The organism is Citrobacter sp. CK185, assembly GCF_030333565.1.
In the GTDB taxonomy this organism is placed as follows: domain Bacteria; phylum Pseudomonadota; class Gammaproteobacteria; order Enterobacterales; family Enterobacteriaceae; genus Citrobacter_B; species Citrobacter_B koseri.
Genome location: NZ_JAOWFR010000026.1, coordinates 1,133,326 through 1,151,901 on the forward strand (window position 1 = coordinate 1,133,326; position 18,576 = coordinate 1,151,901).

Sequence of the window (18,576 nt, forward strand, 5' to 3'; positions counted from 1 at the left end):
ACAGATGGCGGGGCTGAATAACAACGCATTGAATCTTAAATGTTTTCTCCGTTATTTTTAATCACATTTTGATACCAGGCAAAAGATCTCTTCGGATGGCGCGCTAGCGTCCCGCTGCCGTCATTATTTTTATCGACATAGATAAAGCCATAACGTTTTTTCATCTCGCCCGTCCCCGCCGACACCAAATCAATGCAGCCCCACGGGGTGTAGCCCATCAAATCAACGCCATCTTCCACAACGGCTTTTTTCATTTCACGAATGTGCGCTGCGAGATAGTCGATACGATACCGATCGTCAACGGAACCATCTGCCTGCTGAATATCTATCGCGCCAAAACCGTTCTCGACAATAAACAACGGTAGCTGGTAGTGATCCCAGAACCAGTTGAGCGAGTAGCGTAACCCCACAGGATCGATCTGCCAGCCCCAGTCCGACTTCTGCACATACGGATTGGAGACCAGACTTTTCGTTTCGTCGTAATCAAGCTGTGGGTTATCTGCGGTCGCTTTCGTGGCAAAAGACATGTAATAGCTGAAACCGATATAGTCCACACAGCCCTGTAACAACGCCGCGCGATCTTCATCGGTGATATCCAGCGCAAAGCCCCGACGCGCAAAGTAGTTGAGGATATGCTGCGGATATTTCCCGCGCACATGCACATCCGTAAACCAGTAGCGACGGTGCATCGCGTTCATCGCCATCATCATATCGTCCGGCGCGCAGGTCAGCGGATAGATCGGACACATGGCGATCATGCAGCCAACCTGCAATGCCGGGTTGATCTCCCGCGCCGCTTTCACCGCCAGCGCGCTGGCGACCAGCTCATAGTGCGCCGCCTGATACATCACCGGTTCACGATCTTCGCCCGGCAGGTATTTCAGCCCCGAGTTGGTGAACGGCGCGAAATCTTCGTGATAATTGGCCTGGTTGTTGATCTCATTGAAGGTCATCCAGTATTTCACTTTGTGCTGATAGCGGGTAAATACCACTTTCGCGAAGCGCACGAAGAAATCGATCAGCTTACGGTTACGCCAGCCGCCATATTCCGTGACCAGATGGTAAGGCATTTCAAAATGCGACAGCGTAATCACCGGTTCAATACCGTACTTCAGGCATTCATCAAACAGGGCGTCATAAAACTGCAAACCCGCTTCATTCGGCTGTAATTCATCCCCCTGCGGGAAAATGCGCGTCCAGGCGATAGAGGTGCGAAAACATTTAAAGCCCATCTCGGCAAAGAGCTTAATATCGTCTTTGTAGCGGTGATAGAAATCGATAGCCTCATGGTTAGGATAATTTTTCCCGGCGATCACGCCGTCGGTAATTTCCCGCGGAACGCCATGCGCACCGGCGGTCATCACATCCGCCACGCTAATCCCCTTTCCGCCTTCCTGCCAGCCGCCTTCTAACTGGTGAGCGGCAACGGCGCCGCCCCACATGAAATTCGCTTTAAATCCAGACATACGTTTCCCTCATTGTAATTGCAATGTTAACGCCGCTACGCTGACAACCCGAAGCAAAACAGAAACCGGTTTCAGTACGATACTGTGCATAACTGGCGCAGGTTTCAAGCACGGTAATGAACCCGGTTTCATTTTCGTGGAGCAGTTCAAACAAATGGGTACACAACGGTAAAACGCTGAAAAATTCGGCAGATAAAAACGGATGCAGAGCAGGCTCGCAAACGTTTGCTTTCCCTGTTAGAATTGCGCCGAATTTAATTTTCACCGCAAGTAACGCGTGGGGACCTAAGCAGTGACCGACAAAACCTCTCTTAGCTATAAAGATGCCGGTGTTGATATTGACGCTGGTAATGCTCTGGTTGATCGAATCAAAGGCGTAGTGAAGAAAACTCGCCGCCCGGAAGTCATGGGTGGTTTGGGTGGCTTCGGCGCGCTGTGCGCATTGCCGCAAAAATATCGTGAGCCTGTACTGGTTTCCGGCACTGACGGCGTAGGGACAAAACTGCGTCTGGCGATGGATCTGAAACGCCACGACACCATCGGGATCGACCTGGTGGCGATGTGCGTCAACGATCTGGTCGTTCAGGGCGCGGAGCCGCTGTTCTTCCTGGATTACTACGCGACCGGCAAGCTGGACGTCGATACCGCCGCCAGCGTGATCAACGGTATTGCCGAAGGTTGTCTGCAATCAGGCTGCGCGCTGGTCGGCGGCGAAACCGCTGAAATGCCAGGGATGTATCATGGCGAAGATTACGATGTCGCCGGTTTCTGCGTCGGCGTGGTGGAAAAATCAGAAATTATCGACGGTTCCAAAGTGGCCGATGGCGATGTGTTGATTGCCCTTGGCTCCAGCGGCCCGCACTCCAACGGCTATTCTCTGGTGCGCAAGATCGTTGAAGTCAGCGGTTGCGACCCGGAAAACACCGAGCTGGAAGGCAAACCGTTAGCCGATCACCTGCTGGCGCCAACCCGCATTTATGTGAAGTCCATTCTGGAACTGATTGAAAAAGTCGATGTGCACGCCATCGCCCACCTGACCGGCGGCGGTTTCTGGGAAAATATTCCTCGCGTATTGCCGGATAACACCCAGGCGGTGATTGACGAATCTTCCTGGCAATGGCCAGCCGTCTTCAACTGGCTGCAAACCGCAGGCAACGTCAGCCAGCATGAAATGTATCGCACCTTCAACTGCGGCGTCGGGATGGTGATCGCCCTGCCGGAAGCGGAAGTGGATAACGCCCTCGCCCTGCTGAAAGCAAAAGGTGAAAACGCCTGGAAAATCGGTATCATTAAAGCCTCTGATTCCGAACAGCGCGTGGTTATTCAATGATGAATCTTGTGGTGCTTATTTCCGGCAACGGAAGCAATTTGCAGGCGATTATCGATGCCTGCAAAGAGAAAAGAATCAAAGGCACCCTTCGGGCAGTATTCAGCAACAAGGCCGACGCGTTCGGCCTTGAACGCGCGCGTGAGGCCGGAATTCCGGCACATGCGTTAACGGCCGATCAATTCGCCAGCCGTGAAGCGTTTGACCGCGAACTGATGCGTGAAATAGACGCTTACGCCCCCGATCTCGTGGTGCTGGCGGGCTATATGCGCATCCTGAGCCCCGCGTTCGTCGCCCACTATGAGGGGCGTCTACTCAATATTCACCCTTCCCTGCTGCCAAAATACCCGGGGTTGCATACGCACCGTCAGGCGCTGGAAAACGGCGATGAAGAACACGGAACCTCTGTCCATTTTGTTACCGATGAACTCGACGGCGGCCCGGTTATTCTGCAAGCGAAGATTCCGGTCTTTGAAGGCGACAGCGAAGATGAAATTACGGCCCGCGTTCAGACGCAGGAACACGCTATCTATCCTCTGGTCGTCAGTTGGTTTGTGGATGGCCGTCTGGAAATGCGTGATAACGCCGCCTGGCTGGATGGCAATCGCCTGCCGCCGCAAGGCTATGCCGCCGAGTAATAACATTCCCTCGCAGGACGGGTAAGCGAAGCGCCATCAGGCAATCCAACGTTTCAATGCCGGGTGGCGCGTCAACGCCTTATCCGGCCTACGCCTCAGGAATTCCCCTCATCTCTTTGCTTATCTGACGGTTTATTGTCATATTTTTCTGGCACAGTTGGACATCTGAGCGCAATGCTCGCCATAATAATCAGGCAGTGTCCCGTGAATAAAACGGAGTGTGAGTTGTAATGGGTCAGGAAAAACTATACATCGAGAAAGAGCTAAGTTGGTTAGCGTTCAACGAACGCGTGCTCCAGGAAGCTGCGGATAAATCAAATCCGCTTATTGAACGCATGCGCTTCCTGGGCATCTATTCCAATAACCTTGACGAGTTCTATAAAGTTCGTTTCGCCGAACTGAAACGTCGCATCATAATCAGCGAAGAACAGGGTTCTAATTCTCATTCTCGCCATCTGCTAGGAAAAATCCAGTCCCGGGTACTAAAAGCCGACCAGGAATTCGACAGCCTGTACAACGAATTGCTGCTGGAAATGGCGCGTAATCAGATCTTCTTAATCAACGAACGCCAACTGTCGGCCAACCAGCAAAGCTGGCTGCGGCATTATTTTAAACACTACTTACGCCAACACATCACGCCAATTCTGATCAATCGCGAGACGGATTTAGTTCAGTTTCTGAAAGATGATTACACCTATCTGGCCGTAGAGATTATTCGTGGCGATGCTATCCGCTACGCGCTGCTGGAAATTCCATCCGACAAAGTGCCGCGTTTTGTGAATCTGCCGCCGGAAGCGCCGCGTCGCCGTAAGCCGATGATCCTGCTGGATAACATTTTGCGCTACTGCCTGGACGACATCTTCAAAGGCTTCTTTGACTACGACGCGCTGAATGCCTACTCAATGAAGATGACCCGTGATGCCGAATACGATTTGGTGCATGAGATGGAATCGAGCCTGATGGAGCTGATGTCCTCCAGCCTGAAACAACGCCTGACCGCCGAGCCGGTGCGTTTTGTTTACCAGCGCGATATGCCAAACGCGCTGGTGGAAGTGCTGCGTGAAAAGCTGACCATCTCCCGCTACGACTCCATCGTACCCGGCGGCCGGTATCACAACTTCAAAGACTTCATTAGCTTCCCCAACGTGGGAAAAGCCAATCTGGTGAACAAGCCGCTGCCGCGACTGCGCCATCTCTGGTTCGATAAAGAGAAGTTCCGCAACGGGTTCGACGCCATTCGCGAGCGCGACGTTCTGCTCTATTATCCGTACCACACTTTCGAACATGTGCTGGAATTGCTGCGCCAGGCCTCCTTTGACCCCAGCGTGCTGGCGATCAAAATCAACATCTACCGTGTGGCGAAAGATTCACGCATCATCGACTCGATGATTCACGCCGCCCATAACGGCAAGAAAGTCACCGTGGTGGTAGAATTGCAGGCGCGATTCGATGAAGAGGCGAATATCCACTGGGCGAAGCGGCTGACCGAAGCAGGCGTACATGTGATCTTCTCGGCGCCAGGCCTGAAAATTCACGCCAAACTGTTCCTCATCTCGCGTAAAGAAGGCGATGAGGTGGTGCGTTATGCGCACATCGGCACAGGGAACTTCAACGAAAAAACGGCACGCCTGTACACCGACTATTCCTTACTGACCGCCGATGCGCGTATCACGAACGAAGTCCGTCGCGTGTTCAACTTTATCGAGAACCCTTACCGCCCGGTGACGTTCGACTATTTGCTGGTCTCTCCGCAGAACTCACGACGCCTGCTGTACGAGATGATCGATAAAGAAATCGCCAACGCCCAGCAAGGTCTCCCCTCCGGCATTACGCTGAAGCTGAATAACCTGGTGGACAAGGGGCTGGTCGACCGTCTGTACGCCGCATCCAGCTCGGGTGTGCCGGTCAATCTGCTGGTTCGTGGGATGTGTTCGCTGATTCCAAATCTGGAAGGCATTAGCGACAATATCCGCGTGATCAGTATCGTGGATCGTTATCTCGAACATGACCGGGTTTATATTTTTACCAACGGCGGCGACAAGCAGGTGTATCTTTCCTCCGCTGACTGGATGACGAGAAATATCGATTACCGTATCGAAGTTGCTGCGCCGCTGCTCGACCCGTGCCTTAAGCAACGCGTGCTGGATATTATTGACATCCTGTTTAGCGACACGGTAAAAGCCCGCTACATAGATAAAGAACTGAGTAATCGCTACGTGCCGCGCGGAAATCGTCGCAAGGTGCAGTCGCAACTGGCGATTTACGACTACATCAAATCACTCGAGCAACCTGACTAACGCTATGCCAATACATGACAAGACACCCCGGCCGCAGGAGTTCGCGGCGGTCGACCTCGGTTCGAACAGTTTTCATATGGTCATTGCCCGCGTGGTGGATGGCGCCATGCAGATCATCGGTCGGCTGAAACAGCGCGTACATCTGGCGGATGGTCTCGGCGAAGACAATATGTTAAGTGAAGAAGCGATAGAACGCGGGTTAAGCTGCTTATCGTTATTCGCCGAACGCCTACAGGGATTCTCCCCGTCAAGCGTGTGTATCGTAGGCACCCATACCCTGCGCCAGGCGCTGAACGCCACCGATTTTCTGAAGCGCGCGGAGAAGGTCATCCCCTACCCGATCGAAATCATTTCCGGTAACGAAGAAGCCCGCCTGATTTTTATGGGCGTGGAGCATACGCAGCCGGAAAAAGGCCGCAAGCTGGTGATCGATATCGGCGGGGGTTCGACGGAGTTAGTCATCGGTGAAAACTTCGAGCCCAAACTGGTCGAAAGCCGTCGCATGGGGTGCGTCAGTTTCGCACAAATCTATTTTCCTGGCGGCGCCATCAGCCCGGAAAATTTCCAGCGCGCCCGAATGGCCGCTGCGCAAAAACTGGAGACGTTAACCTGGCAGTTCCGCATTCAGGGCTGGAACGTCGCGCTGGGCGCGTCTGGCACCATCAAAGCCGCCCATGAAGTGCTGCTGGAAATGGGTGAGAAGGACGGCTTCATTACGCCAGAACGGCTGGATAAACTGATGGCTGAAGTGCTCAGGCACCGTTCCTTTGAAGCGCTGAGCCTGCCGGGTCTGTCTGAAGAGCGAAAAGCGGTCTTTGTACCGGGTCTGGCCATTCTGTGCGGCGTTTTTGATGCGCTGGCGATCCGCGAACTCCGCCTTTCCGACGGGGCGCTACGCGAAGGCGTGCTGTACGAAATGGAAGGCCGCTTCCGTCATCAGGATGTGCGCAGCCGTACGGCCAAAAGCCTGGCGAATCAGTATAACATCGACAGCGATCAGGCCCGGCGCGTGCTGGAAACAACCATGCAGATGTATGAACAGTGGCAGACGCAACAGCCAAAGCTGGCGCATCCACAGCTGGAAGCGTTACTGAAGTGGGCTGCAATGCTGCATGAGGTGGGGCTGAACATCAACCACAGCGGCCTGCACCGCCACTCTGCCTATATTCTGCAAAACAGCGATTTGCCGGGTTTTAACCAGGAACAGCAACTGATGATGGCGACATTAGTCCGTTATCATCGTAAAGCCGTTAAGCTGGATGACTTGCCCCGCTTTACGCTGTTCAAGAAAAAACAATTCCTGCCGTTGATTCAGCTGTTGCGCCTGGGCGTTCTGCTGAATAATCAGCGCCAGGCCACCACAACGCCGCCAACGCTACGGCTTAAAACTGACGACAATCACTGGACGTTGTGCTTCCCGCATGACTGGTTTAGCCAAAACGCGCTCGTCCTGCTCGATCTGGAAAAAGAGCAGCAATACTGGGAAGCGGTCACGGGCTGGCGTCTCAAAATCGAAGAAGAGAGTTCGCCCACTATCGCGGCGTAATTTCGCCTCAGGCACCAGACAATGGTGCCTGCACCTCTTCCAGCGTCGCCGCCAGCGGCCTGGGCTCGCCAAGCAAATAGCCCTGAAGGTAATCGATCCCCAACGCGCTCACCGCACTACGAATTTCTTCACTTTCCACATATTCCGCCACCACTTGCATATTCTTCATTCGCGCCAGATGACAAATGGACGCCACAATCTGGTAATCGAGACTGTTAGAAACGATATTGCGAATAAAGCTGCCATCGATCTTGAGAATATTCGCGCTCACATTTTTCAGCCGCGCATAACTGGCATAACCGGTTCCAAAATCATCAATCGCTATCTGGCAACCTAACTGTTGCAACTGTGACAACGTTGCCTGACCCTGTTCGGCATTGGAGAACGCATTGCTTTCGGTCACTTCAAAGATCAGCTGCCACGCTTCAACTTCATACTGGCTCAGCAGGTTACTGACATCAATCGGAAACTGGGCGCGGCATACCGACGTTGGTGACAGATTGATGGCAAACCGGTGGGCTGGCAGCTTATCCCGGTTCTGCGCCATAAAGCGCAGGGTATTTTCAATCACCCACAGATCGATGCTGGACGACAGGCCAAATTCGTGAGCAACGGGCAGGAAACCATCGGGATTGATCATGCCGCCATTATCGTCTTTCAGTCGCAGCAGTATTTCATGGTAAACATCGCCGCGAATGCCTGAAATCGGCTGCGCCATCAGGCAAAAATGATCGTGCTCCAGCGCATACTGCAAGCGGTTCATCATCGCCACTTTATCTTTCAGGTCCCGCTGCAAATGCATTGCGCCACGCCGCTGCATATTCTCCGGTTTGTTGGTCATCAGAGAAAGATCGGCGATGGTACTTAATTCGCCTAATAACAGATAGATATGGCTGACCGGAGAGCGCACATAGCAGTAGCTGACCCCAACCTGCGGCTGGAGCGGCATATCATCCCACATGAAACGGAATTGCTTGATATGGTTGTCCAGCGCTTCAATGCGCTGTTGATGCGACTCCATATTCAGACGCAGAATCAAATCATGCCCCGACAGCTGATACACGCACTCACCGGGCGCCAGCAAGGTGTTTATCCAGTGGGAGAGCTTTTGCTTGTACTGAATTCTCAGCATAACGCCATAGTTCTTCCCCAGTAATTCCAGGCCGGGCACGCGTAAAAAACAGAGTGCTGACCAGGGCGAATTTTTCAGCGCGCGATTTAGCGCCCGCAGGTTAGGCAGATGCACGACGGGATCAAGATACGCGAGCCGACGCGCCCGACCGCTGACGATTCTCTGGCGCGTCGCCAGCACCGCCATATAGCTCACAATAAAAGAGAAAACCAGGTAGCTTGAAGACGTAATAGTGAGTTGTGTGTCATACCCGGAGTAATAAGGCATGTAGCTCTGGTAATAATGAATTGCGGTAATGAGAACAGCCGACCATATCAGCGAAATAAATCGATAACCGTAGCGCATCGCTCCCCATAGCATTACCGGCAATAATAATGACAAGGTATAGTTAGTGCTAAATATTGAACTATTTTCATTCAATGGCATGCAAAGCATTGTCATGAGCAATGTCAGCACGAGCAACCAGATAACAACCTCTTTCTTTGTGACTTTCTTATCAAACTGTTGTTTCAGCTGCGCATAATATCCACGCAGATATAGCGGATTGCGGACAGTACGAATAATAAAATAACACAGCGGAACGCCGATAAGATTTCCCACCAGCAAAGCCTGATAGTTAATCAATGTATTGATATTAAAAGGCATTACGCCCATCATGCTTGATTTGCTCGCATACATTCCCAGGAAGGCGGCAAATTGAAAGAGCACCAGAAATAACGTCGCCGGGCAAAACACCTGCCAGAACATCCGCTGAAACATCAGATGAGCATCGCCATGAGACACCTGATTACGCCGGGGAGTAAACACGCGATACCCGCCCCAGCAGAGCACGACCGGGATAATGAAATGTCCGATAATGGAGAGCGTCTCATACAATCCCACTATCGGATAGCGGTTCCAGAAGATTGCGACCGCAATGCCTGGTAATGCCGCCCAGTCAAAAAATGACATCAGGCTAATGGTGAATGCCAGGGGAAGATAAAAAAGCGTGACATTGCCGGAACCCGTATTGGTATGCGCGTAGGTATTGGCAATGCTTAATATGGGCAACAGCAAAGAGGGTAAAATGAGAGGCAGCACCCACCATTTATCTCTGATTTTGATATAGGTCTGATTTAGTTTCATAGATGCTCAGCAAAAACCCTCGCTTCCTGCAAGGTGCTTCAGACAGGCATCCCACCTGACTTTAAAATAATAATAAAAACAACGTCACAATATGTGTCTTGATTCTAGTTATCAACGGGAAGCAACATTTGATATATATCAATCAATTTCCTTCTCATTAACTAATAATTACGTTTTTTCTGCTTCGTTATCATTAATTTATTATTAATGTAAATACTAAAATTATCTTCCATAACAATAAGAGATAAATCAACTGACGTATTTTTACATAATCGACAATTGACCATTCCTTTACAATGTGCCTTAATGTACCCATCGCCCACTATGCTGGGCATACCCTAAGGAACCTTTTGTGAGTCAGGCAACCAGTATGCGAAAACGACATCGATTTAACAGTCGAATGACCCGTATCGTACTGTTTATCAGTTTTCTCTTCTTCTTCGGACGCTTCGTCTACTCTTCTATCGGTGCCTGGCATCATCATCAGGATAAAAAAGAAGCTCAACAGTCCACTCTCTCAGTCGAGACGCCTGCTCAACGCTAAACTTTTCCTGCTCACATAAACATACTGTTTTCTGGATTGCATATGCATTCGCCAGACAGATAGCGCTGTGCCTCGGTCGGGTAATGGAATGGATTCTGGAAGATGACGTTGTAAGCGGTATCGTCGCCTGATTGTTCAGGCGGCAATCAGACGCCTGAACAACAACTGCTGTATATCCTGCCGATGTGACAAAATCGCATGTGCTGTCACTAATGCGCCGTCTACTGAATACAAAACTCGATAGCCTTCAGCGTGGTTAAACTCCCGGTACTTTGCACAGCCAATTTTCAGCAGTTCAGGGCAAATCTGGCATCCCAGCGGGAACTGGCCAACGGTACTCTCAAACTGCGTCAGTATATCTGCAATAACCGGACGCGGTTCAACATCAACATGGCGCAGAAAACCCGCTATTGTATCGATGCAGTGCTTTACCGTAAGCGTGTACTCAAAGGTCACCAGCTGTTCCATGGAAGTCCCTTAACGTTGAGTGCTCTGCGTTTAATCCGCAAGTCCATCCAGCAATTGGTCTTTTGAGAATACACGCCCTTCAGCTTTATCTTTCTCTGACAGGGTAAGCAGCTTCAGCAACGCAATAGCGTTTTCCCGCTCCTGCTGCTGGTCATAGGATTCTATAACATAAGCAGGGACACCATTTTGCGTGACCAGGATCGGTTCTGACAGATCAAGCGTTGCTGCGTTCTTTTTAACGTAGCTAATTGTCTCTACTTTCATGATACGCCCCACCGAATAGTCATTGGTCACTTTTCGGTTCAAATATAGACCACATTTAGACTAACAACAAGTATTCATCTTTTTCCTGCTGTCGAGGCTTGCTAATGTGGAGCGGCCAGCAAACGCTCTTCGACAATACCGTCACCTGTACCGTCAAAAGATGTGAGGTAGAGTGAATAGACATGAATACATAAAAACAAAAACCCTCTGCAATTACAGAGGGCTAATGATGAATCTGAATAGATATGATGAGCTATGAACTAGCTATACATCATTCCCACTCAATGGTTGCTGGCGGCTTACCGCTGATGTCATACACCACGCGGGAGATGCCGTTGACTTCGTTGATGATGCGGTTAGAGACGCGGCCGAGGAAATCATACGGCAGGTGCGCCCAGTGCGCGGTCATAAAGTCGATGGTTTCTACCGCACGCAGGGAGACAACCCAGTCGTATTTACGGCCATCGCCCATTACACCAACGGAGCGAACCGGCAGGAACACGGTGAACGCCTGGCTCACTTTGTTGTACAGATCCGCTTTGTGCAGCTCTTCGATGAAGATAGCATCCGCACGACGCAGCAGGTCGCAGTACTCTTTCTTCACTTCACCCAGCACGCGTACGCCCAGACCCGGCCCCGGGAACGGGTGACGGTACAGCATGTCGTACGGCAGGCCCAGTTCCAGACCAATCTTGCGCACTTCGTCTTTGAACAGCTCTTTCAGCGGCTCAACCAGACCCATCTTCATCTCTTTCGGCAGGCCGCCCACATTGTGGTGAGATTTGATGACGTGCGCTTTACCGGTGGCGGAAGCGGCGGACTCGATAACGTCAGGATAGATAGTGCCCTGCGCCAGCCATTTCACGTCTTCCAGTCTGAACGCTTCTTCGTCGAAGACTTCAACGAATACGCGACCGATGATCTTACGTTTCGCTTCTGGATCGTTTTCGCCTTTCAGCGCGGTCAGGAAACGTTCTTCCGCCGGAACGTGGACAATGTTGAGACCAAAATGATCGCCGAACATGTCCATTACCTGCTCGGCTTCGTTCAGACGCAGCAGGCCGTTATCAACGAATACACAGGTCAGGTTTTTACCGATGGCACGGTGCAGCAGCATCGCGGTAACGGAAGAGTCAACGCCGCCAGACAGGCCGAGGATCACTTTGTCGTCGCCAACCTGTTCACGGATGCGATTTACCGCATCGTCGATGATCTTCGCCGGAGTCCACAGCGCTTCACACTGGCAGATATCACGCACAAAGCGTTCCAGCATGCGCATACCCTGGCGGGTATGCGTGACTTCCGGGTGGAACTGCACGCCGTAAAAACGTTTTTCCTCGTTAGCCATAATAGCGAACGGGCAGGTTTCGGTGCTGGCAACGGTGACAAAGTCAGACGGGATAGCGGTAACTTTATCGCCGTGGCTCATCCACACGTCCAGCAGCGGCTTGCCGTCTGCGGTCAGGGAGTCTTCAATGCCGCGAATCAGCGCGCTGTCGGTTCTCACTTCCACCTGCGCGTAACCGAATTCACGTTCATTGGATGCTTCAACATGGCCGCCCAGTTGCATCGCCATCGTCTGCATACCGTAGCACACGCCGAATACCGGCACGCCAGCTTCAAACACATACTCCGGCGCGCGTGGGCTGTTTTCTTCAGTGGTGCTTTCCGGGCCGCCGGAAAGAATAATACCGCTTGGGTTGAATTCGCGAATTTGTGCTTCCGTAACATCCCACGCCCACAGTTCGCAGTAAACGCCGAGTTCACGCACGCGACGCGCAACCAGCTGAGTGTACTGAGAACCAAAATCCAGGATGAGAATGCGATGTTTATGAATATTTTCCGTCATTGACGCTAATTCCGAGGCAAGTGAAACAGATTAAATAAATCGCCCGACACGAGGTCGGGCGAAGAAAATCAGGAGCCCAGACGGTAGTTCGGGGACTCTTTGGTGATGGTCACGTCATGAACGTGGCTTTCCTGAATACCCGCACCGCTGATGCGTACAAACTCCGCTTTGGTACGCAGCGCGTCGATAGTACCACAGCCGGTCAGACCCATACAGGAGCGCAGGCCGCCCATCTGCTGGTGAATGATCTCTTTCAGGCGGCCTTTATACGCTACGCGGCCTTCGATACCTTCCGGCACCAGTTTGTCTGCCGCGTTATCGCTCTGGAAGTAACGGTCAGAGGAGCCTTTGGACATCGCGCCCAGAGAACCCATACCACGGTAGGATTTGTAAGAACGGCCCTGGTACAGTTCGATTTCGCCCGGGGATTCTTCAGTACCCGCCAGCATGGAACCGACCATTACCGCGCTTGCGCCTGCGGCGATCGCTTTGGCGATATCGCCGGAGAAACGAATACCGCCATCGGCGATAACCGGAATGCCCAGGCCTTCGAGTGCTTCTACTGCATCAGAGACAGCAGTAATTTGTGGAACGCCTACGCCTGTGACGATACGGGTCGTACAGATAGAGCCAGGACCGATACCCACTTTCACCGCACTGACGCCAGCGTCTGCCAGCGCGCGCGCGCCTGCGCCGGTTGCTACGTTGCCGCCGATGATTTGCAGATCCGGGTATTTGGCGCGGGTTTCACGAATGCGTTGTAGAACGCCTTCGGAGTGGCCGTGAGAGGAGTCGATCAGCAGTACGTCAACGCCAGCGGCAACCAGCGCGTCAACGCGCTCTTCGTTGCCCGCGCCCGCGCCGACTGCCGCGCCAACGCGCAGACGACCCTGCTCATCTTTACAGGCGTTCGGTTTACGTTCCGCTTTCTGGAAATCTTTTACGGTGATCATGCCGATCAGATGGAAGCTGTCATCCACAACCAGCGCTTTCTCAACGCGTTTTTCGTGCATTTTGGCAAAAACCACTTCACGCGCTTCACCTTCGCGCACTGTGACCAGGCGCTCTTTCGGCGTCATATACACGCTGACAGGCTGGCTCAGGTCGGTGACAAAACGCACGTCACGACCGGTAATGATACCGACCAGCTCGTTATCTTCGGTGACAACCGGATAGCCAGCAAAACCGTTACGTTCGGTCAGTTCTTTCACTTCACGCAGCGTGGTGGTTGGCAGAACGGTTTGCGGGTCGGTAACCACGCCGGATTCATGTTTCTTCACGCGGCGAACTTCTTCCGCCTGACGCTCGATAGACATGTTTTTGTGGATAAAACCAATGCCGCCTTCCTGTGCCAGGGCGATTGCAAGGCGCGCTTCCGTCACGGTATCCATTGCTGCGGAGAGCATAGGGATGTTCAGACGAATGGTTTTCGTCAACTGCGTGCTGAGGTCGGCAGTATTCGGCAGAACGGTGGAGTGAGCGGGAACGAGGAGGACGTCGTCAAACGTCAGAGCTTCTTTAGCAATACGTAGCATGGGCAATATCTCTAACCTGGGGGTGGATAAATATTGCCGTGGCATTATACAGAGCGAAACCGATTGCATCCACACTTTTTTGCAAATAATGCTTGCGATCCCCTGTGGGCGGGTTACTATCGACTGAATAACTTGCTGATTTAGAATTTGATCCCGCTCACATGTTATCCTCTCAGACCTCCTCAATCTTTACCGTAAGCCGCCTTAATCAGACGGTTCGTCTGCTGCTTGAGCAGGAAATGGGGCAAGTATGGATCAGCGGTGAAATCTCTAATTTCACGCAGCCCGCCTCCGGTCACTGGTACTTTACGCTAAAGGATGACACCGCCCAGGTACGCTGCGCGATGTTCCGTAACAGCAACCGCCGCGTCACTTTTCGCCCGCAGCACGGGCAGCAGGTGCTGGTTCGCGCCAATATCACCCTGTATGAGCCGCGCGGCGACTATCAGATCATCGTTGAAAGCATGCAGCCTGCGGGTGAAGGCCTGCTCCAGCAGAAATATGAATTACTGAAAGCAAAATTGCAGGCTGAAGGGCTGTTCGATCAGCAGTATAAACAACCGCTCCCCTCGCCCGCTCACTGCGTCGGGGTGATCACCTCAAAAACCGGTGCCGCTTTACATGACATTCTTCATGTCCTGAAACGCCGCGATCCCTCCCTGCCGGTTATCATCTACCCGACCGCTGTTCAGGGTGATGACGCGCCGGGCCAGATTGTTCGCGCCATTGAACGGGCTAACGCCCGAAGTGAATGCGACGTGCTGATCGTCGGGCGCGGCGGCGGTTCACTGGAAGATCTGTGGAGTTTTAACGATGAACGCGTCGCGCGGGCGATTTTCGCCAGCCGCATTCCGGTCGTTAGCGCCGTCGGCCATGAAACCGACGTCACCATCGCCGATTTTGTTGCCGACCTGCGCGCGCCGACGCCTTCCGCAGCCGCCGAGATAGTCAGCCGTAATCAGCAGGAGTTGCTGCGCCAGATTCAGTCCGCGCAACAACGCCTCGGGATGGCGATGGATTACTATCTGGCAAACCGCAACCGCCGTTTTACGCAGCTTTTCCATCGGTTACAGCAGCAACACCCGCAACTGCGCCTGGCGCGCCAGCAGACAATGCTGGAAAGATTGCGCCAGCGGATGAACTTCGCGCTGGATAATCAACTCAAGCGCGCGGCCTCGCGCCAGCAACGTGTCCTTCAGCGTTTAAACCAGCAAAACCCGCAGCCGCGAATTTATCGTGCGCAAACGCGTATTCAGCAGCTGGAGTATCGTCTGGCCGAGAACGTGCGCGCACGTCTGAGCGCCACACGCGAACGCTTTGGCAATGCGGTAACGCATCTTGAAGCCGTCAGCCCGCTCTCCACGCTGGCGCGTGGTTATAGCGTAACCACGGCGACGGACGGCAAGGTGCTGAAGCAAACCAGACAGGTGAAAGCCGGTGATGTGCTCACCACCCGGCTGTCAGACGGCTGGGTGGAAAGCGAAGTGAAAGGCGTGACGACCGCGAAGAAAACGCGCAGGAAAAAGACGGATTAAAGCGGCACAAACTCCACGCGCTTTTTAGAGATCAGCCCATGACCATTCTGGCAGAAATAATCCACCGCGCCGCAGGCTTTTAACACCTGGAGCGGCTTATGGCACTCCGGGCAGCGCGCTTCAAGTTCAATATCTTTATTGCAGCTGTCGCAGTGCGCCGCACCGTTTTGCGGTTCCAGCTCTGTATGGCAATCCGGGCAGGTAATCGACACGGTAACTCCTTTGATATGTTGCGAGCTGAGCATCAAAACCCATGACCAATAAATCCCTGAACGCCTGTTCCCGTCTCATTCGTTGAACTGCCAGGGCGTCACTCACGCCCCGGCCAGGTCGAATGTTGCATCAGGCGTTAGTGACCGGCTTCTGCTCATTTTTAGTCTGTGTATTTTCCAGCATACGACGAACCGGAACAATAAGCACGATCAGCACCGCAGCGCAAATCAGCAGGGCGACGGAGCAACGCGCGAAGAGGTCCGGCAGCATATCGAGCTGATCGGCCTTCACATGGCCGCCAATCAGGCCCGCAGCCAGGTTACCCAGCGCGCTCGCACAGAACCACAGCCCCATCATCTGACCGCGCATTCTTTCCGGCGCCAGCAGCGTCATGGTCGCCAGACCAATCGGGCTCAGGCACAGCTCGCCCAGCGTCAGCATCAGAATGCTGCCTACCAGCCAGAACGGCGATACGCCCGCCCCGCCGTTATTCAGTACGTTCTGCGCCGCCAGCATCATCAGGCCAAAGCCCGCCGCCGCACACAGAATACCGATAACAAACTTGGTGATGCTGCTCGGGCGAATGTTCATGCTCGCCAGCTTTGGCCATGCCCAGCTGAACACCGGCGCCAGCAGGATGATAAACAGGGCGTTGATCGACTGGAACCATACGGCTGGAATCTCAAAATCGCCGATCATGCGGTTAGTGTAGTCGTTGGCGAACAGGTTGAATGAGGTCGGCTTTTGCTCAAACGCAGACCAGAAGAATGCGGCTGAAACCAGCAGGATAAAGCAGACCAGCAGTCGTGCGCGCTCTTTACGGTTCAGGCCCGCAAAAACAAACAGGTAGATAAAGTAGAGCGCAACAGACGCCGCAATCACGTACACCAGCATGCTGGCTACCGCGACCGGGTTAATCACAATCACGCCCTGAGCGATCAGCGCAACAATAACCACCACGCCTACTGCCAGCGCCAGCAGCCATGCGCCCACGCCGTTTCTCTTCACTACCGGGCTGTTCCAGGTGGAGTCCAGCCCCACTTCGCTGTCGTAGCGTTTCATTGCCGGAACGGCAAACACGCGGAAGATGATCAACGCCACCAGCATCCCGATGCCGCCGATACCAAAGCCCCAGTGCCAGCCGTGGCTTTTAATCAGCCAGCCGGAGATCAGCGGCGCAATGAACGACCCCATATTGATGCCCATATAGAACAGCGAGAAACCGCCGTCACGACGCGCATCGCCTTTTTTATACAGCGTCCCTACCATGACCGAGATACAGGTCTTGAACAGGCCAGAACCGAGCACGATAAACATCAGGCCGATAAAGAACAGGTTGTCGCCCATCACGGCAGAGAGCGCAATCGACAGGTGGCCGAGCGCAATCAGAATCGAGCCGTACCAGACCGCTTTCTGCTGGCCGAGCCAGTTATCCGCCAGCCAGCCGCCCGGCAACGCCGCGAGATACATCGTACCGGCAAAGATACCGACAATCGCGGAGGCGTTTTCACGCGCCAGTCCCATGCCCCCGTCATAGACGGTCGCAGCCATAAACAGGATCAGTAACGGACGGATGCCGTAAAACGAGAAACGTTCCCACATCTCGGTGAAGAACAGCGAACCGAGCGGATAAGGATGGCCGAAGAACGTTCGGCTTTCTTTTTGATTAACAGAGGATTGCATAATTCTCCCGAAAAGGTATGTCGTTGTGCTTATAAACACCGCAATGCACGCCGACCAGTTACGTATCTGGCCGATTTTTTTACATGCGGCGAAGGGTTATTTAACCATTTGATAACCTGGAGCCAGTTTTGTCTAGTACCAACCCCTGGACTTTAAGATGAAAATTCGACAATTGTCTACTTTCTTAGATTTAAAGTTGGAAGAAAACGAATAGTCATTGACATCACACAGGGAAACCATCGGCTGGAGCAAAACAAAAAAACCCGCGACAAGCGCGGGTTTTATCAACGTCAGCGACGATTATTTGCTTTTTAATGTGAATGGCAAATAAGCCAGTTATCGATTGTTATAAAAGAGTTTTTTAATAAACACATCTAATTGTGTACACCCGTGTGTACATTAAAAAAACAAAGTGCTTACTTAATTCGCTCTATTTTTAATCAATTCCAAACGCTACGCGGTAGGGCGTTCATTCCAGGCATCATGAGCCAGTAAATTACCATCTTTATACAGATGGGTAATTTTTTCATAGTTCAGGGCCACTTCTTCCATATGGCCGGTTCCCGGACAGCCTCGCGTATCATGCATAACTGGACTGACCGAAATAACTTTCACATTTTCCAGAGTAATCCGGTAATACTCCGCCTCTTGTCCGGCGTGGTTAATGTGATAAAACTTGAATTCGGCTGATTTGAGCGTCTGACCGGTCGCTGCCGCCTTAAACAGATACGGCGATGTGCTATCAAGCTCTTTGGTAAACTGGAAAGGTGAATGCTGGCGTGTTCCCGTCACCTTCCCTGTCATTGGGTCGGTAGGGATAGTTAAATATGGTGTAACCCTCGAAGCTCAACACCTCCTTCACGGTCTTGTACATCGGAAGATCCACGGATCATTGCACCGCCATCGTCGGTCAAAAACAAGTGTACTGGTACTGCCATTTATAAAGCTCCTTGC

At 52.6% G+C, this 18,576-nt stretch carries 14 protein-coding genes and 2 pseudogenes; 6 read left to right on the forward strand and 10 right to left on the reverse strand.

Translation table 11 applies throughout. The features are described 5' to 3' along the window. Positions 1–35: 35 nt before the first annotated feature. On the reverse strand, positions 36–1,466 hold the full coding sequence (locus OGV79_RS20050; RefSeq protein WP_047462059.1) for a 6-phospho-beta-glucosidase: 1,431 nt from the start codon (positions 1,464–1,466) through the stop codon (positions 36–38). 292 nt (positions 1,467–1,758) lie between these two features. Between OGV79_RS20050 and purM the strand changes: the two genes are divergently transcribed. The 4 genes from purM to ppx all read left to right on the forward strand — a co-directional run bounded on the left by purM (position 1,759) and on the right by ppx (position 7,274). Further along, positions 1,759–2,796 (forward strand): phosphoribosylformylglycinamidine cyclo-ligase, encoded by a 1,038-nt coding sequence (purM, locus tag OGV79_RS20055; protein ID WP_024130122.1) that lies wholly within the window; start codon positions 1,759–1,761, stop codon positions 2,794–2,796. Continuing rightward, a complete protein-coding gene (gene purN, locus OGV79_RS20060; protein WP_200026717.1) occupies positions 2,796–3,431 on the forward strand; it encodes a phosphoribosylglycinamide formyltransferase in 636 nt (211 codons plus the stop codon). Before purM ends, purN begins: the two co-directional genes overlap by 1 nt. 230 nt (positions 3,432–3,661) lie before the next feature. Beyond that, entirely contained in the window at positions 3,662–5,728 is a 2,067-nt protein-coding gene (gene ppk1 / locus OGV79_RS20065; RefSeq protein ID WP_012131280.1) for a polyphosphate kinase 1, read from the forward strand. A 4-nt stretch (positions 5,729–5,732) separates the two neighbouring features. Then, on the forward strand, positions 5,733–7,274 hold the full coding sequence (gene ppx, locus OGV79_RS20070; protein ID WP_286468831.1) for an exopolyphosphatase: 1,542 nt from the start codon (positions 5,733–5,735) through the stop codon (positions 7,272–7,274). 7 nt (positions 7,275–7,281) lie between these two features. Here the strand turns inward: ppx and OGV79_RS20075 are convergent, their stop codons facing one another. Both OGV79_RS20075 and OGV79_RS21740 read right to left on the reverse strand, forming a co-directional pair. Further along, entirely contained in the window at positions 7,282–9,531 is a 2,250-nt protein-coding gene (locus tag OGV79_RS20075; RefSeq protein ID WP_115614565.1) for a sensor domain-containing phosphodiesterase, read from the reverse strand. Between the two features lie 164 nt (positions 9,532–9,695). Next, positions 9,696–9,764 (reverse strand): annotated as a pseudogene (locus tag OGV79_RS21740) (hypothetical protein); the annotation flags it as partial. A gap of 119 nt (positions 9,765–9,883) precedes the next feature. On the opposite strand from OGV79_RS21740, the gene OGV79_RS20080 reads away from it, so the two are divergent. Then, on the forward strand, positions 9,884–10,075 hold the full coding sequence (locus tag OGV79_RS20080; protein WP_012131276.1) for a YfgG family protein: 192 nt from the start codon (positions 9,884–9,886) through the stop codon (positions 10,073–10,075). A 135-nt stretch (positions 10,076–10,210) separates the two neighbouring features. On the opposite strand, the gene OGV79_RS20085 is transcribed toward OGV79_RS20080, so the two are convergent. From OGV79_RS20085 to guaB, 4 genes are all read right to left on the reverse strand, one after another. After that, positions 10,211–10,543 (reverse strand): type II toxin-antitoxin system RelE/ParE family toxin, encoded by a 333-nt coding sequence (locus OGV79_RS20085; protein WP_012131275.1) that lies wholly within the window; start codon positions 10,541–10,543, stop codon positions 10,211–10,213. Between the two features lie 30 nt (positions 10,544–10,573). Beyond that, a complete protein-coding gene (locus tag OGV79_RS20090; protein WP_004853132.1) occupies positions 10,574–10,807 on the reverse strand; it encodes a type II toxin-antitoxin system Phd/YefM family antitoxin in 234 nt (77 codons plus the stop codon). Between the two features lie 271 nt (positions 10,808–11,078). Further along, positions 11,079–12,656: a glutamine-hydrolyzing GMP synthase gene (gene guaA, locus OGV79_RS20095; RefSeq protein WP_058667885.1), complete on the reverse strand. Its 1,578-nt coding sequence runs from the start codon at positions 12,654–12,656 to the stop codon at positions 11,079–11,081. A gap of 68 nt (positions 12,657–12,724) precedes the next feature. Next, positions 12,725–14,191 (reverse strand): IMP dehydrogenase, encoded by a 1,467-nt coding sequence (gene guaB, locus OGV79_RS20100; RefSeq protein WP_012131273.1) that lies wholly within the window; start codon positions 14,189–14,191, stop codon positions 12,725–12,727. 161 nt (positions 14,192–14,352) lie between these two features. Here guaB and xseA point away from each other — a divergent pair, with 161 nt between their 5' ends. Next, entirely contained in the window at positions 14,353–15,726 is a 1,374-nt protein-coding gene (xseA, locus tag OGV79_RS20105) for an exodeoxyribonuclease VII large subunit (RefSeq protein ID WP_104868347.1), read from the forward strand. Here xseA and OGV79_RS20110 read toward each other — a convergent pair. The 3 genes and pseudogenes from OGV79_RS20110 to OGV79_RS20120 all read right to left on the reverse strand — a co-directional run bounded on the left by OGV79_RS20110 (position 15,723) and on the right by OGV79_RS20120 (position 18,560). Then, a complete protein-coding gene (locus OGV79_RS20110) occupies positions 15,723–15,938 on the reverse strand; it encodes a zinc ribbon domain-containing protein (RefSeq protein WP_058669111.1) in 216 nt (71 codons plus the stop codon). The two genes, xseA and OGV79_RS20110, sit on opposite strands and share 4 nt — an antisense overlap. A 130-nt stretch (positions 15,939–16,068) precedes the next feature. Beyond that, positions 16,069–17,622 (reverse strand): peptide MFS transporter, encoded by a 1,554-nt coding sequence (locus OGV79_RS20115; RefSeq protein WP_012131270.1) that lies wholly within the window; start codon positions 17,620–17,622, stop codon positions 16,069–16,071. A gap of 453 nt (positions 17,623–18,075) precedes the next feature. Continuing rightward, positions 18,076–18,560 (reverse strand): annotated as a pseudogene (locus OGV79_RS20120) (Hcp family type VI secretion system effector). Between the last annotated feature and the right edge of the window lie 16 nt (positions 18,561–18,576).